The organism is Aliinostoc sp. HNIBRCY26 (assembly GCF_050235535.1).
Classification (GTDB): domain Bacteria; phylum Cyanobacteriota; class Cyanobacteriia; order Cyanobacteriales; family Nostocaceae; genus Trichormus.
The window spans coordinates 614,490-630,891 of the sequence record NZ_CP189852.1 but is presented as its reverse complement, the minus strand read 5'-3'; the positions used below and the strand labels follow the sequence as shown (position 1 = coordinate 630,891).

10 protein-coding genes are annotated in these 16,402 nt (G+C 39.9%); 5 read left to right on the top strand and 5 right to left on the bottom strand.

What is annotated here, in order from left to right; all coding sequences use genetic code 11:
* Positions 1 to 60: 60 nt before the first annotated feature.
* The 3 genes from ACQFX9_RS02655 to ACQFX9_RS02645 all read right to left on the bottom strand — a co-directional run bounded on the left by ACQFX9_RS02655 (position 61) and on the right by ACQFX9_RS02645 (position 7,913).
* Entirely contained in the window at positions 61 to 4,719 is a 4,659-nt protein-coding gene (locus ACQFX9_RS02655; protein WP_427160582.1) for an eIF2A-related protein, read from the bottom strand.
* A gap of 579 nt (positions 4,720 to 5,298) precedes the next feature.
* Complete coding sequence (locus tag ACQFX9_RS02650) at positions 5,299 to 6,345, bottom strand: DUF1822 family protein (RefSeq protein WP_427160581.1); 1,047 nt, start codon at positions 6,343 to 6,345, stop codon at positions 5,299 to 5,301.
* A 134-nt stretch (positions 6,346 to 6,479) separates the two neighbouring features.
* A complete protein-coding gene (locus ACQFX9_RS02645) occupies positions 6,480 to 7,913 on the bottom strand; it encodes a hypothetical protein (RefSeq protein WP_427160580.1) in 1,434 nt (477 codons plus the stop codon).
* A 590-nt stretch (positions 7,914 to 8,503) separates the two neighbouring features.
* Here ACQFX9_RS02645 and ACQFX9_RS02640 point away from each other — a divergent pair.
* Both ACQFX9_RS02640 and ACQFX9_RS02635 read left to right on the top strand, forming a co-directional pair.
* Entirely contained in the window at positions 8,504 to 9,001 is a 498-nt protein-coding gene (locus ACQFX9_RS02640; protein WP_427160579.1) for a putative signal transducing protein, read from the top strand.
* Between the two features lie 241 nt (positions 9,002 to 9,242).
* Positions 9,243 to 10,901 carry a serine/threonine protein kinase gene (locus ACQFX9_RS02635; protein WP_427160578.1) on the top strand — a complete coding sequence of 553 codons (1,659 nt, stop codon included), beginning with the start codon at positions 9,243 to 9,245 and terminating at the stop codon, positions 10,899 to 10,901.
* A gap of 147 nt (positions 10,902 to 11,048) precedes the next feature.
* Here the strand turns inward: ACQFX9_RS02635 and ACQFX9_RS02630 are convergent, their stop codons facing one another.
* Positions 11,049 to 12,311, bottom strand: coding sequence for an FGGY-family carbohydrate kinase (locus tag ACQFX9_RS02630; RefSeq protein WP_427160577.1), 1,263 nt, complete (start codon positions 12,309 to 12,311; stop codon positions 11,049 to 11,051).
* Positions 12,312 to 12,470: 159 nt separating this feature from the next.
* On the opposite strand from ACQFX9_RS02630, the gene psaM reads away from it, so the two are divergent.
* Both psaM and ACQFX9_RS02620 read left to right on the top strand, forming a co-directional pair.
* Positions 12,471 to 12,566 carry a photosystem I reaction center subunit XII gene (gene psaM / locus ACQFX9_RS02625; protein WP_236144977.1) on the top strand — a complete coding sequence of 32 codons (96 nt, stop codon included), beginning with the start codon at positions 12,471 to 12,473 and terminating at the stop codon, positions 12,564 to 12,566.
* 712 nt (positions 12,567 to 13,278) lie between these two features.
* A complete protein-coding gene (locus ACQFX9_RS02620; protein ID WP_427160576.1) occupies positions 13,279 to 13,692 on the top strand; it encodes a hypothetical protein in 414 nt (137 codons plus the stop codon).
* Between the two features lie 568 nt (positions 13,693 to 14,260).
* Here ACQFX9_RS02620 and ACQFX9_RS02615 read toward each other — a convergent pair.
* Entirely contained in the window at positions 14,261 to 14,971 is a 711-nt protein-coding gene (locus ACQFX9_RS02615; protein WP_427160575.1) for a tetratricopeptide repeat protein, read from the bottom strand.
* Positions 14,972 to 15,528: 557 nt separating this feature from the next.
* Between ACQFX9_RS02615 and ACQFX9_RS02610 the strand changes: the two genes are divergently transcribed.
* On the top strand, positions 15,529 to 16,302 hold the full coding sequence (locus ACQFX9_RS02610; RefSeq protein ID WP_427160574.1) for a hypothetical protein: 774 nt from the start codon (positions 15,529 to 15,531) through the stop codon (positions 16,300 to 16,302).
* Positions 16,303 to 16,402: the final 100 nt, after the last annotated feature.

The following is a 16,402-nucleotide window of genomic DNA, read 5'->3' as shown; positions in this document are numbered from 1 at the left end:
TGCGAATTGCGTTAGCGTAGCGGGACGTTAGTCCATTGCGAATTGGTATTCCGCCCCTAATTACTTTCCAGTACACAAACTCTTTTCATCAGGTTTCACATAGGGATTATTCTGCAAATAATCTCTCACCCAATCACAAGCAGGCTCAAGTACATAATCTAAATCACCTAAATATAAACGCCGGAGTATGATATTGTACCTAGTGCTGGTGGCTATAGTTTTACCGTCAGCACTAAACCGCACACTCCAAACAGCATCCTTGTAACCCCGCAGAGTGCGTAAAAGTTTACCTTCAAGACTCCAGATTTTGACCGTATTATCACCACTAGCAGTGGCAATAAGTTTACCATCAGGACTAAAGGCGACATTGTGAACAACATTGCTATGTCCCACTAAGGTATGCAGCAGTTTACCGTCAAGGCTCCAGATTTTCGCTGTATTATCCCAACTAGCACTAGCAATTAGCTGACCATCAGGGCTGAAGATAACGTTATTAATACCACTGTTATGTCCTGTTAATGTTCTTTGTAGTTGACCGTCAATAGACCAAAGTTTGATTGTTTTATCCCAGCTAGCTGTAGCCAGTAGTTGACTGTCTGGACTAAATACGGCAGTGTTAACTACACTTTCATGGCCTGTGAGAGTTTTACGTAATGTCCCGTCTCGATTCCAGAGTTTGACGGTTCTATCTTCACTGGCGGTAGCGATTAACTGACCATTGGGGCTGAAATTGGCACTCCAAACTGTGTCTTTGTGACCTTTGAGAGTTTGATGTAATTTCCCCTCCAGATCCCATAATTTAGCGGTTTTATCCCAACTGGCGGTAGCGATTAACTGACCATCAGGGCTAAAAGAGAGTTTATTGACCTTGTTGTGATGCTGATTAAAGGTTCGTAGTTCTTGCAGTTGATTTCCTTTGATAGCCCAGAGTTTGGCGGTGTTGTCCCAACCGGCGGTAGCTATCAACTGCACTTTTGTTTTCCCTGGTTTTCTCCCATCCCAGGCTACTGGTTGACTATTGGGGCTAAATACTAAGTCGAAAACCTCGTCTTGATGACCCTTGACAATAGTGCTGTGAGGACTGTTGAGTTTCCAGATTTTGGCTGTTTTGTCATTACTGGCTGTAACGATGAATGTACCGTCAGGACTGAAGGCGAGGCTATTAACTGCGTCGGCGTGTCCATAGAGGGTTTTAATTTGTTGACCGTTGCGCTTCCACAGTTTGACTGTTTTATCGCCGCTAGCAGTGGCAATTATTTTACCGTCGGGGCTGAATATGACGCTGTTTACTCCATTTTCGTGACCTTGGAGGGTTTGGAGTTGTTGACCATCTAAATTCCAGATTTTGGCAGTTCTATCACCGCTAGCAGTGGCAATTTGCTGTCCGTCGGGGCTAAAACTGACACCCCAAATCATGTCTTGATGACCTTTAAAGGTTCGCAATTCTTGACCATCGAGATTCCAGAGTTTAACTGTTTTATCCCAACCGACGGTAGCAATGAGTTGACCATCGGGGCTAAAGGTGACGCTATTGACCTTATCTGTATGTCCTTTGAGAGTGTGCAGCAGTTTACCGTCTCGACTCCAGATTTTCACGGTTTTATCCCAACTGGCGGTAGCTAGTCGTTGACTATCGGGACTAAAGGCTACTTCTAAAACTCCGTGTTGATGTCCTTTGAGAGTGTGCAGCAGTTTACCGTCTCGACTCCAGATTTTGGCTGTTTTATCCCAACTGGCGGTAGCTATGAGTTGACCATCAGGACTAAAAGCGACGCTGTTAAAGCCCTCGCCTGCTTCTTCTTTGAGGATGATGGATTGTTTTTTACCGTTTAAGTCCCAAATTTTGACGGTTTTATCTCTGCTAGCTGTCGCAATGAACTGACCATCAGGGCTAAAACTCACACTTTCTACCATTCCTTGATGTTCTGCTAGTCGGTTTTTCTCTGTTACAGAGTAGATGGCTTGTAGTAGGGTTTCGATGATGTGAGTGCGAGTATTGGTATCAATTCCCTGGGTGTCTTGGATGCGTCTAACAGCTTTAATACTGGCAATTAATCCATCTAATTCTTGATTAGTATTAGTTAAAGCTTCCGCTAAGGAACTGATTTCTTTAATTTCGCTAGTACGAGCCTTTTGACTTTGCCACCAAGCGAAAATAGCTAGACTGAGGGAAACGACTAAACCAGCAGCGAGAAATAAAGTCAGGAGTTTACGTCGTTGCTGCTGTTGTTGGGCTTCTAGTTCTTTGAGTTCTAAACTTTTGGCAATAAACTGGATTTCTTTGGGATTGAGTTCAGAACAGCGTTGTTGTTGCCATTCTTGAGCATCTATTAAGGGTTTACCCCGTAATAATGCCCCTTGATCATGGTTGCTATTTTCCCATTGAGCGATCGCAATCCGCAATTGTTCTCGCCAACGCAGAAATTCCCCATTCGTCAACAGCCAATGTTCTAATCTACCCCAGTTTCTAATCAGTGCTTCATGGACAATTTCTACTGTTTCCTCTCCTGTAGACTCATTACGGTTGGTAACGACTAGGCGCGAGGAAGCAAGATGTGTCACTAAATCCCAGTTTTCTGATTGAATTTCTTCACGATTTGCTAACCTGCGGGTAGCTTCTGTCTCATTACCTAAACGTACCAATTGAATAAATATTTGTTGCGCCCTGAGTCTGTCTGCTGTTGGTAACTGGGCGTATACAGCCTCGGCGTGGTTAGCTAAGGCTTCTTCGACACCACCGATGGCTTGATAGGCTTGATGTGTGAGTAGGCGATTTTGTTGTTTTGCCCAGAGTTGTGTCAGGGCAAATTCTAATAATGGTAAACTTCCTGGTTGTTGGTCGATTTCGGCAATTAATTGCTTAGTTAATCCTGTTTCTAATCCTACCCGCATTTGTTTAGCAGGCTGTTCAATTACCCGACGTAATTCTTTGTGGTTCATCGGCCCCAGGTTCTGGACTGCACCCTGCAAGGCATCACTAAAGGGACGGTAAGATAGGGCATAGCTGTAAAAGTCAGCCCGCAAGGTTAAGACGATGGTAAAGGCGGGTGTGAAACTAGAGGCATTGAGTAATAAATCTAAAAAAGGCTGACGTTGGGCTTCGGAAGATAGGGTATAAAGTTCTTCAAATTGATCTGCAATCAGGAGTAAGCGAGTGCCAAATTCTTGCTGTACAAACTGTTCTAGAATTTTAGGGAGTAACTGGTGATTTTGTTGCAGTGCGATCGCTAAATCTAGTTCTAGTAAGCGAGTATTGCTAGTATCTTTTGGTAAGCCCAAGATACTTTCTAGACAAATAGCCGGAAAATCCTGGGCTAAATTCACTAACGCCGTTGCTAACGCTTCAAAGGGGTTTTTTCCAGGACGGAAAGCCACAATTTGCCATCGCCCATTCAGTTCTTGCCGCAACTGGGGAATCAACCCCGCAAATACTAAACTAGACTTACCACTGCCACTGGCCCCTACTACCGCTACAAACTGCTTTTTTTTCACGGTTCTGACTAAATTAGCCGTGAACTCTTCCCTACCAAAAAATAAATGTGCGTCTTGTTCTCGGAAAGCAGATAAACCCCGATAGGGGCAAGGAGGTATACCGCCCAATTGCCACCAAGTCGGCGGTTCTACAGCCGGGTTTTGACAAATTACAGGCAACCAAGAAGCACAGGGAAAATCATCTTCTAGTCCTTGTAACTGCCTGCGCGCTTCTTGTACTGCCAGATATAAAGATTGACGCTTGATAGCAAAGGCTTGGAGAAAGTTTTGGAAGAATTCCTGGGCTACGCAGTTGGGGACTGGTTCGCGCATAACAATGACTTGGGGAATATGCAGCTTTCCCAAAGCATTGGCTAATCCTAGTCCATCACAAGAGTTAAAAATAGCTAACTTTAAACCTCTATCGATGGCGGCGGTGAGGGCTTCTTCTAACTCGCGAATCGTCAGACTATTGTTAGTAGGTTTGTCATTAATGTAAACTATGCCTGTGTCACCTTGGCTGTAGCTATGACCGGCAAAAAATAAGATGTCCCAGCCTACAGCATCCCAAAGCTGCCTATTGCATTCTTGGCGTGAGGGTTGATTTAACTGCACCACTTCGGCTATGTTCTCCAGGCTTTGCAGAAATGCAGTTTCTCTTTGGACATCAATACCTTGAGTGCTGCCCAAGATAGCTAATATTCTGACTTTGTGGCGATTGTATGGAGTTTGTGTCGTATCTCTTCGTTGATACTCCGTCCGCGAAAGTGCTAACTCTGCTTTGGGATAATCTCGCAAAAACTCCCAACAGTGCCAAGGTAGTGGGCGAAGAGTTTCATCATTGGTTTCTAAAATGACGCGGATTTCTTCTGCTGGATGAAGTTGCGATCGCAATCTGCGTTCAATTGTCAAAAATTCCGTAGATTTTAGCCATGTATTAATATTACACTGCAACTGTTGACATAATTCATCAAAATCTATGATGGAAACATTAGTGATAGCCCCGGCTTCTATTTCTAGTTCATCATCTTCTTCCCAATCTTGAGAACGCATTGGTTGACGAGTACATAAAGCCTGATAATTTGTTCGCCAACTTATATATAGTTCTCGCAAATTGGGCGCAGCCGGTAAGCTACCTAAACATTGTTCTGGTGCATGATGACTTGCTGACCAAATTTGAGCCTTCACACTGGGAAATCCCGTGTACAAATCACCATTACCCAAACTTATGACAACTGTCTTGCTCATTATTATATCGAGACTATTAAGCCAATTTTTATTTCTAAACTGAATTTATAGCTTTTTGTCTATAATTGCTAGATTTTTTATTTAAATGATACTTTGAATTGCCAAAGATTGATAGATATTTTATTTTCTTAGGAAGAATATTCATGTAATTGCGAAATATTATAGTTAGTATTGCTGATTATTGATGGTAATTAATAGTGAACAATAGACTTGCTTTAAAAATGGGCATGATGTACGGGAAGATTGACTTTTATAATTCCTGGAGAGCGACACTCACAAGAAATTATAAATATTTCTTGTCTCCACTGCCTATTTCAAGGCTCTAGTTAACAATTAACAGTGTCTTGTGAAATATACTTGCTTAACACCACACCAAGTGGAGGCTTTGATAAATGCTCACCATACACTGTTAGGACTGATAACTACTTTAATTATTGCGGTGCATTAGTGTATCTAATATTACTTAATAGTCTTGAGTAAATTAGAAAATGGCAAGTCGAATTTATTTTTCAATTAAGCTAATTGATTTAAGTATTTATTTTATATTTCAACCGTTCAATTGCAGAAATAAATCTCATTCTAAATTTCAAAATCTTCTTTTATTTTGATGTTATCTAAGCTCACTTCCACACTAAACTGTTTTCCTTTCTCGCCATGAAAAGGATTAACTTGGATATAATTATCTTGACTTCTAGATGTGACTTCACACAGTGATTTGCCTAGTTTTGATAGCAAAGTAAGTTTGAGATTAGGACGGAGAAATTTAGCATCTCCACTGGGATGTAATTGAATTAATACACGAATTTTTTCTTCAGACTCTTCTTGAATACTAATCAACATGACAACATGATAATTACCAAGTCTGATACCTAGATTAATAATTTTGCCCCGTTTCACACCTTCAGCACTATTTCTGATATTTAATGCTAAACTCATTTCAGGGTTAATCAGGGCTGTAATTGATTGCCATTCATCAAGAAAAATTCCCTCCAACCATTGACTTAATTTAGTTTTATTGGGTTGTAAAGACTTTCCTAGATGATTATCTGCATTGACGGATTTAAATTCAGGCAAGGGAATTGCAGCCACATCTAAAAAACGGCAGTAAAATATAATATGATTTGGTTCTATATCAAATGCTGCTAATGGTATTTGATAGTAATTATTAATTGAATTTAGCTCGTTTTTTTCTATATAAGCTATAATTTGATCGTAGCGTAAAATTCCTCTAATAATTAATTCTGCCTGTTCTTCTAAAACTTCAATTACAACATATAAATGAGCAGTTGCTTCTGGTTCAGTAATAGTATATTCAGGTATATTAACTAATTCATCTAATAGATTTTCCGTAGCAATTAAACAAAGCTTGAATTTATCTATTTGAATATAAGTAAAATTATCATTACTCGGCTGATTTTGGTAAATTTGCTGCTCTGGGAAATGTTCTTTTAACCAGTGAATAAATCCCAAGGTAGCCAGGAAATTTAAATATATTTGCCACTGTTGCAGTTCATTAAATACTTGATAAGTAATATTTTTTGCAGTTTCAAAATGCTCTGGTTCTAGCAAAATTGACTCCGGCATTATTAATCTCAAGTTATTGGGATGTTTTTGAATGTTAATCATGGGTTATTCCTTGAATTCAATTCGATATCTCAGCGATTAAAATTAATAGACTCTACTTATCTTGGTGTAATGAAAAATACTTTTATTCAGAAAAATGACACACATAAAAAATAGAAACTTTCCGTAATTACTAGCTAATTAGTTAGTAGATAATCACGCAGTTTTTGAGCATATAAACTATCCAGAGAACGGTTTTTACCTGCTCTAATTTCTTCTCCTGCTTCTGTGAAGACTTCTACATCAACAAAATTTTCGATTTGTTCAGCCAAAGTTTGCAGATATTCAGGTGTCGGCGGAATAGTAGTTAAACCTCTGATACCAGCCTCTTTTAACATACATTCGAGGAGTTTTTGTACAGTAAATGTACGTACTTTACATAAGAGTTCACCAGGATTTAATATGCGTCTTGTCTGATCCCAACTAGTCATTTCCAATACAGGAGCGATTTCCTTGAGTGACTTAAACTCACAATAATAAAGTTTTAATCCTGGTAGATATTTGTGAGCTAAAGGAGCATAATTTTTACTACTTTTGAGTTTAGTAATTGTGTGACTAATTTCTTGGGAGATCGCCTCAGATAAAATCTCTTGAAATTTTTGATTTACAAGCTCTACAATTTCCTGTTTGTCTAAATTTGATATATCGTAACAAACAGTTGGTAAATCTCTTCTAAGAGAGTAGACACCAGTATCATAATCGGGAGTTTCTAGGGGTTCTCTGTAACTCCAGATGTCATATTGTCGCAACTGCATAGCTACTTGTTTAAGTTCGCTTTTCAAATCTTCTGTAGCGTTGATGATGATGCCATATTCCTGCAATAATTCCAGCATTTCCTGCAATTGCAAATTAGTAGGATCTGGACATTTTCCTACTGTGATTTTGCGTTGTTTGCGTCTATCTCGACGATAGACAGCATGAAATACTTTCACGATTTGGCGCGATCGCTCTGCTAAAATTGCTATTTGTTTAGGTCGAACGCGATTTAATAAAGACCAATCACTATGACACTGAAAACCAAACTCTGATAGAAAATTTCGCAGTTCAGGATTTTGTTTAGTTTGCAAGTAAGTCCAATTATCTAAACTCATTCTTGCTTGGGAGTCATGCTTAAATTTGCGTAAGACTTCCACTGTAAACAACTTATAAGTTGCTGGATGAGTTACACCATCTTCACTTAGAATAAATTGAGTCTGGCGATCGCTATCCAAAACAACCAATTTATTCCCATCATCATCTAGGACACATCGCAGCAAATCCCGATAGTTAAAAGACTTTTCTCCACTAAAGAGACTATTAATCTTTTGACAAGATTTGAGAATTCCATAGGAAACATAACACCGTAGACACAACCCCGCTAAACCACGATTAATTAGCTCATTTATTGTCCAATTATCGGCGTGAAAATTTTCCAATAGAGTAGATTGCAACTCATCATTTGAGCAACTTTGAACCCTTTGCTGCACAAAATCCCGTGCTGAAGACACATCACACTTTTTATACCCCATCTGTTGATTCGCCAGATTAATGCACCAAATTGTCCAGTACCTTGATATGGATGCAGTATTCATATTTACTGCTTCACCTCGCATTGGCTGAGATTTTGATTCACATACTTGAATTAAATACCTAAATGGCAGCATTTTGAACATAATGCTGCTAAATTGAGGTTATTTGTCTAGCTATGCTGGTTTTATTCTCAGATATCAGTTTAATTCTCTATCTGTAGTTTATTTTCGTTGTTTTGAACTAGACAAGCTGTCTCATTAGGGGTAAAAGCTTGCATGACAATAGGATTCATATTTTTCTACCAACATCATAAATTTTTGGTTCAATCATAAATACAAGTAAGATGTTTTAACTTATGCAGGAAATTCTTCACAGAAAACAGAAACAAGGAATTTAAATATGAGGAATCCGATTTGATTTTTGTGAAGCTAGGTACACTTTTATTTCTTCCCTGTTCCCTCCCTACTCCAACAATTCCACCAAATTAAAGCAGATTCCTATATTATGTATGTCATCCTTTTTTAAATTAAATAAGAATTCTATTGTTTTTAGTGAACTGTTAACTATTGACTGTATAATCCACAGGTGTAGTATCTACGCAAACACATCCTTAGCGCAATACTACATAAATTGAGAAAAATATCAGAAATTCATGGTTAATAGTCTTGTCACCATAGCTACATTTAGTAATTATGTTGACGCTAACTTAGCAAAGCAACTATTAGAATCACAAGGCATTCACTGCTATTTAGCAAATGAGTCTACCGTGAACATGGCATGGCATCTGACAGTAGCTGTGGGTTGGATTCAATTAAAAGTATCCCCAACCGATATAGAACCAGCCAAAACAGTTTTAGTATCGTCTGATTTTGAGACAGCCGTTGCTGGAGATGAGACAATTCCAGATGATGTAGATGATGATGATTTTGAAAAAATATCCTGGGCAGATGAAACTGCCGATAGAGCCTTTCGCACGGCTATTATTGGATTAATCCTCATCTTTCTACCCATTCAACTTTATTCACTGTGGTTACTGATTCGTCTATTAGTTTCCCGTCGTCGTATAAGTCCAAATCGACGCATTAAAGTGATTTCTGCCCTGATACTTGATTTACTAAATCTTTATATAATCTGGCATATCTTCTTTTAAATAGGCATTGTTTTGCTCCTACTGTATGATTAGAAAGAAAAACCTACAGTCAGCCACAAGAGGGTTTGACTATGGTGGGAAATACCAAAAATAAATTGTCCGTAATTGCATCGTCGGTGTTAGCTAGGCTGACTCCATACAATCAATACAGACAGACTTAATAGTTTGGTAGTCCCCCAACAATTAGAAACCAGTACCGTATTCTTATTCAGGAATTAGGACTCAGGACGCAAAACTCTCTATGTTAGCAGGCAAAATTTTGCAGGGGGGAAAATATACCCTCATCCAAGAAATTGGACGCGGTGGCTTTGGTATCACCTTTAAAGCCACTCATCACTACTTAGAACAGGAAGTGGTGATGAAAACAATTAACGAAAAACTGCGAAAACACCCAGATTTTGCGAAGTTTGAGCAACAATTCCTAGATGAAGCTAGAAGATTAGCCACCTGTGTCCATCCCAATATCGTCCGTGTCAGCGACTTTTTTGAGGAAGATGACTTACCTTACATGGTGATGGAATACATTCCTGGGGAAACCTTGGGAGAAGCTTTTATTTTACCAGGAATCCCCTTACCAGAAGAAACAGCTATTCATTACATCCGACAAATTGGTGCAGCGTTGCAGGTAGTTCACAGCAATGGTTTGCTGCACCGAGATGTGAAGCCAGATAATATTATTCTGCGTCAAGGAACTCAGGAAGTAGTTCTGATTGACTTTGGCATTGCCCGTGAATTTAATAGTGGTGTGAAACAAACTCACACAGGTTTGGTATCAGAAGGGTATTCTCCCATTGAGCAGTATTTAACTCAAGCGACACGCACACCCGCTACAGATGTTTATGGTTTAGCAGCAACTTTGTATGCTCTGTTAACAGGGCAAGTTCCCTTACCTGCATTGCTGCGCGATCGCGAACAAATGCCAACCCCCCGCGAACTCCAACCCCATCTCAGTGCAGCCGTCAACCAAGCCGTGATGCGTGGAATGGCTGTAGAATCGCGTTTTCGTCCTGCGACTGTAGCGGAGTGGCTGCAACTATTACCAGGTAGCGGTGTCAACCTTGCGCCACAAGTTGTCCCCACCTATGCAGTCCCTACCATTGATTTATCTGTATATCAACAGGAAAACCCAGCAGCCGGAAATATCCTCAGCCATGTCCAAAAAGCATCACCAGTTAAAAACCTCAACCTAATGCTGCAAAAGGTATCAGCTTCTAGGGTTGTCTTGGGTGTTGTTGTGGCTTTAATGGCAGCGACAGCTGGTTTTGGCATCACCAATATCTTTTCTAAATCTCAGCCCAAATCACCTTCCAAACCATTATTTGAAGCGCGTCCCATCGTACCAGAGAATAACAACACCACCGTCAATTCCCCCACAGACAATAATAATCAACAATCAGTCAATGTAGGTTCTAGAGACACTACACCCGTTTCCAACTTTAGACGACGCAGACGCAACCTCATAGAACCGCAAACTCAACCCACTAGCACCAGTTCCGCCACAACAACACCCCAAGCAAACACACAAGAATCAACATCTGTCAATACTCAACCATCTCCCAGCGCACCCGACACAACCAATTCATCATCCCTAGTAGAAAAACTGCGCCAAGTTCGTTCTTCCCGCAAAACTAACCCTGCTAACACATCAGAAAACACTCCACCCACTAACACTACTACTACCCAGCCATCCCCCCCACCTCCAGCAGAAAAACCATCCAATCAGTCAAATCCTGTGATAGTCCCGACTGTACCAGCCACGGAGTCTAAAAATACAGATTCTTCTGGTGTAGTAGTTCCCACAGTGGAAGTCAAGCAAAACTCCCCCACAAATAACCCACCTGTACAACTACCACCCCAGAAAAATGAAAAGCTGCCGGAAGTGCAGCCGAGTGGGAATTGAGGGAATGGGGAATGGGGACTGGGGACTGGGGACTGGGGACTGGGGACTGGGGACTGGGTAGACAAGGTAGACAAGGTAGACAAGGTAGACAAGGTAGAATTTATTTCTCAACTCAGCACTCAGCACTCAGCACTCAGCACTCAGCACTCAGCACTCAGCACTCCCCACTCCTCGCATCGCCAGTAACGCTGTACCGTAAGCTGCTTCAGTGTTGCTGGAAGTGACTACAGGAACTTTTAAACAGCGTTGGCGAATGGCAGTCCAAGTGAGATTTTTCGCGCCTCCTCCGGCGGTGTAGACTCGGTTGAGGCTATCTGCGCCTAATTGTTGCAATAGTTCATAACCACGGTTTTCTATGCGTGCGATGCTCTCTAGTAAGCCATGCAGAAATTCAATCTGGTTATCTGGGCGTGGTGTGAGTCGTGGGGGTAAATTGGGATCGTTAATGGGAAAGCGATCGCCTGCTTTTAATAAGGGATAATAATCTAACTCACTAGGTTGAGAACTATTAATTTCACGACTCAAATTTTCTAACTCTGCATCTGTAAAAAATTCCCTTAATACCGCACCTCCAGTGTTAGAAGCACCACCAGTCAACCACAAGTCACCTAGCCGATGGCTGTAAATTCCATAGCGCGCATCTTCTACACGAGTGCGACTTAAAAGTTTTAGTACCAAGGTAGAACCCAAGGAAGTGACAGCTTCCCCTGGTGAGGTTGCACCACTAGCTAAGAAGGCTGCAATACTATCAGTAGTTCCAGCACAAACTAAACAGTCAAGTGGTAAGGAAAACTGATTGGCGATTTCAGGACGTAATTCGGCGATGGGAGTCCCTGGTGCGAAAATATGGGGTAGTTGAATCGGTAGTTGCAGATTAATCAACCATTCTGGGTATTTTAACTGTTCTACGTCATAACCCAACTTTAAAGCATTGTGGTAATCACTGTTACCCAACTGACCATGCAACAAAAATGCTAGCCAGTCGGCTTGATGTAAAAAATATCTCGCCTCGCTGAAATTGTCTAACTGCATCATCCACAGCAACTTAGCCAAGCTAGAAGTCGCACTCAAGACTGTATGGTTTGGTGGTGCTATTTGCTTTAACTCTTCCAGAAATAATGATCCCCGTGCATCGTTGTAGAGTAATGGTGCAGATATGGGGTTGCCAACATCATCACACAATAATACCGTCGAGGAAGTGCCGTTGATCGCGATCGCCTTTATTTCCTGCCGACAATTTTCCGGTATTTGCCCCAGCAATGCCCATAAAGCCTTCTGCCATGATATGACATCAGCGATCGCTCCTGCTGCCCAAGGATATCGCATTTGCGCCTGGATTTGGGCTACCTCATCAATCACCACCGCCCTCGCCCCAGACGTACCAAAGTCAATCCCCAGATAAAAACTCATACTTTTATAAATTTTTCTAATGAAAAATAACTCAGACTACCGAATTGATCACGGATTTTGTTACAAGATGCAACAAGATGTTCCATAATTTTGGCAAAACAAGGAAAAGTAGTAAACGGACTCTTAAAAATCAATTTGATGTTCAGGAGGTTTACAATCATGCCTATCTCTGATAGCCAAGTTTACATTGCTCTAGTTGTGGCACTGCTTCCAGGCTTATTGGCTTGGCGGTTAGCAACAGAACTGTACAAATAATGTCCGCATAAGCAGCTAGGAGTGGAGTCTGACTTACAGGCATCCACTCTTGGTTGTTAATAGTCATTAGTCATTAGTTGTTATCCTGTAGCGTTACAGGCTGAAAATCCGCTAATCTTCATTTATTTTTCCAGACTAACTGGCTTGTAGTAAGGGCTTTAGCCCTGTTTGATGCCAATTTAGCGATCATTGCTTAAAAATTTTTAGTATATAAAAATACTTAAAATTAACAATTTAGTTATAAATACTGAAAATATTTACACTAATAATCAACTATAAAATTTGATTTTCCATGACAGACGTGACAAATTGAATTTATAGTTAGTGACAAAAATTTGACAATAGCAGAATTCTTTTGATACCTTGTATGGGATTGGCGGTGCCTAAATCCAGGTCAAAGCCAAAAAACACCAAAAAATAGATCATACATCAGCTTGTGATGTACAAGTGAGACTGCTGTTTGGAATTGACATTAGCTGCTAAAAGAATAATAATCCTGGCAAATCAAACACAGTTTTCTTGACACTGGTGAACTAACACCATCAACTCAAATCATCTACCTACGTGTATTTTGTGTTTTTTTGACAATGAAAATACGTGTAGCAATTTGGCAAAAATGAAGTAATATGTCAGCTAATCTCAGCCGCAATTATTACGAATAAGCTTTTATGGCTTACTCATATTCATCAGGAAATCTTTAGTTTTAGGCATCATGAACGCTTTTCAACCTTCTCATCTTCCACAACCGACACCCACACACAAACAGCAAGTAATTCCTCGTCCAAAACGCCATCTCCGTCAACGTTCTTACAAGGTAATGGCCGTAGAAGTAACAGCAAAAGTAATTGTCAATGTCGCTATTTCCACAGCAGCAATTTCCGCTTTAGTAAAACTTGTGCCTTACAATTTGTCACACCAAGGCAAGCTAAGAGAAGTTAGTACAGAAGTCAAGCAATTAGAAAAGCGTGTTAGCAAATTGCAGGACGAACTCAACCGGAATTTTGATCCACGTCAAGCTAAACGTGTCATGCAGCAGCAAACATATAGGTTTGAACCTAATCAACGTCCTGTGATTTTAACCAACCAATACGGACAGCAAATAGACCTTTCTGAGTCTTCACCCTAAACAAACATTGGTGATGGGGATGATGGCGTTAATTAAATTCGCCGTATTCCTTGACAGCAGCAAGCTACACCCTAGCATTTCTCTCAGAGAAGACATCGCCAGTAGCAGTATTTGTTAAGTAGTAATCGACCTGGGTGCAAATTATTTACAGTTAATAGTTAAAGTTTTATAGCTGATTTAAATTTATCTTTATTATTATTTCTTAACCTGCTTAGATGTTGCTCAGTCAATCCATTTAACCTTTGTGCTGTGGGACAAGGAGGATGATATCAATTCAAAATTCAGAATACGCCTGATGTGAGTTAGGAAAACCTTCTATATCCAAAAAATAGTTGATACTTGGAGCTAATAAGACTCGGTAAAGGCGGGTTCAGCAATATCATCATTAATTGTTGATGATATTGCTGAACCCGCCCCTAAAAAGCTTCCAATCCACAACCTTATCATTCTATGAATGATAAGGTTGTGAAAAATATTGCCTAATTGAAATTAGTAAGTCCTAAATGATTGGAATGTGGCGCAATTTCGATAATTATACCAAATTGACATAGTGTGCTGTTGGTGTTAACTACGCGATGTCTGCATCATGACGTGTAGGCAATAATTCATGTAGCCAACTTTCAACCTGTAATCTTAAACGATAGCCAGGAACATCTGCTTTCACATCTGGGGTGGGTAATTTAGTCAAGGCGCGACGATAATCTGCGATCGCACAATTCCACTCACCCCAGATATGATAGGTTCTACCCCGTTCCGCCCAAATATGACCTTCTAGTTGACCAAATAGCAGTGCATTGTCAAAATTCTCAATTGCTTGATCGTATTGTCCCAAATCCCTTAAAGTAATACCCCGGTTAATCCAGGCTCTGACATGACCTGGGTTAAAATCAATGGCACAATCATAATCAGCCAATGCGGCCGTTAATTCACCACAAGCCGCGTAGTAATTGGCGCGGTTATTATAAGCACTCGCTAAATGCGGATTGAATTGCAGTGCTTTGTTGTAGTCAGATAATGCTTCGTTCAGTTTACCGCTTTGGAAGTACACCAAACCCCGATTGTTATAGTCTACAGCATTTTGTGGATGGCGTTTGATTAATTCAGTTAATAGAGCGATCGCTTCAGTATAATTCCCTTGTTGAGCTGACCTCAAAGCGCAAGAACGTAAGTAACTGTCACCGTTAGCTCCGAGTTCTTTGTTTAAAAATGTGTTATTAGTTACAAATTGACAACGATTATTGTGCTGTTCACCAGAAGCTAAGAATGATTTACTGTTCATGAGTTCGCCTCAATGCTCCTTGAAGTCAAGTTAGAGTTTTTACTGTCGCGGTGGTTGTGCTTTTGTGTCACTTGTGCAGGTGTCTATGATTACTTATTTACAGTAACTAAATTAGATTTCAGGAATTGCAACTAGTAGAAAACACACTTTATACAGACAATTAATGCTCTAACCAAGTTATGGATACTTCTTCCCCAAGTTAAATTCCAGAAACATCAAAAGATTAATCTTTGTAAAGATTCTCAAAGTTTGAGAGTAAGTATAATTACTATATCTGGATGCTTCTAGTCTAAAAAACTAAACCGTTTAGTTTTAAATATGCTATTGAAGTCAACAATGTACTTGTACCAATTCTCTATGAAGTTGCGCCAAATATATTATGTAGAGACGTTGCATGCAACGTCTCTACAGTATGGAATAAAGTACATCTATGGCTACGCCAGGCAAGCTACATCAAGAAATGGTATTGCTTTTTTTAAGCATTAATACTGAAGATATATGTTTTTAAATATGCAAAATACTTGTCATGATTAATGCTAAAGTTCAGAGTCAAGCTAATGAAGGTTTCTCTATCACTAATAAATGCAGCGTTTTTAGGATTTTTGACAGCTAGTGTTTCACCTGTTTCTGCACAGTTTACTTCCACACCCTTGCGTGTAGCGGCTGCTGATGATACTACTGCTATTCTCAATGTAGTCCGAAGTTGGGGTGCAGTTGGGGATGTATTGATTGTTAATAACTATGCGACTGTGCGTTATTTTTTTGGACAAAATGGTGGAGATGTCACATTTAAACGCAAAAATGGCAAATGGAATATCGTCGATGGTGGACGTAGACAAGGTAATTGTTCGGATGTTAATTGCTTAGTGAACAAAGGCGTTCCCCGCAATATTGCGACTCAACTGCGGAATTATCTAGAAGGTTCAGATAACAGAAGAATCCGCGAATTAAACTCTTTTCGGCAAGCTTGGTCTAAAAGTAATAATACAGTAGATTTTTTAGGATATTGGATAAATCAAGATTGGCCAGATACTCCAGAAATTACTATTGCTATTTGGCCGGCTCGTGTACGCAATCAAGTTTGTGTAATTGGCATATCTGAAAAATCTCAATATGTAAAAACTGGGGTTATTTCTGGCAACAATCTTAAAATCGGTAACAAAACATTGACGCTACATCAAAATAATGAAAATTTTGTAGATTTTATTACATCTACGGACAAAAAATATTTTCTCATCAACCCATATAAACCTAATATGTGGTATTTCAACACATCTACTAAGCAAAAGTTACGTGCTGCTGGTTGTACTGCGTCTTTACCATCTAGATAATATTAGAGGTAAATATTATGCGATCGCTGGTTGAAGTTTGTTTGAGTTGTCTTATCCTAGTAACAACTTCGATCCCAGCATAATGTAAATATTTCTCATA

Bases quoted from the DNA above. Each gene is read 5' to 3' on its own strand.
- ACQFX9_RS02645 (WP_427160580.1), bottom strand. From the start codon at position 7,913: ATGAATACTGCATCCATATCAAGGTACTGGACAATTTGGTGCATTAAT.
- ACQFX9_RS02620 (WP_427160576.1), top strand. From the start codon at position 13,279: ATGAACGCTTTTCAACCTTCTCATCTTCCACAACCGACACCCACACAC.
- ACQFX9_RS02640 (WP_427160579.1), top strand. From the start codon at position 8,504: ATGGTTAATAGTCTTGTCACCATAGCTACATTTAGTAATTATGTTGAC.
- psaM (WP_236144977.1), top strand. From the start codon at position 12,471: ATGCCTATCTCTGATAGCCAAGTTTACATTGCTCTAGTTGTGGCACTG.
- ACQFX9_RS02610 (WP_427160574.1), top strand. From the start codon at position 15,529: ATGAAGGTTTCTCTATCACTAATAAATGCAGCGTTTTTAGGATTTTTG.
- ACQFX9_RS02655 (WP_427160582.1), bottom strand. From the start codon at position 4,719: ATGAGCAAGACAGTTGTCATAAGTTTGGGTAATGGTGATTTGTACACG.
- ACQFX9_RS02630 (WP_427160577.1), bottom strand. From the start codon at position 12,311: ATGAGTTTTTATCTGGGGATTGACTTTGGTACGTCTGGGGCGAGGGCG.
- ACQFX9_RS02615 (WP_427160575.1), bottom strand. From the start codon at position 14,971: ATGAACAGTAAATCATTCTTAGCTTCTGGTGAACAGCACAATAATCGT.
- ACQFX9_RS02650 (WP_427160581.1), bottom strand. From the start codon at position 6,345: ATGATTAACATTCAAAAACATCCCAATAACTTGAGATTAATAATGCCG.
- ACQFX9_RS02635 (WP_427160578.1), top strand. From the start codon at position 9,243: ATGTTAGCAGGCAAAATTTTGCAGGGGGGAAAATATACCCTCATCCAA.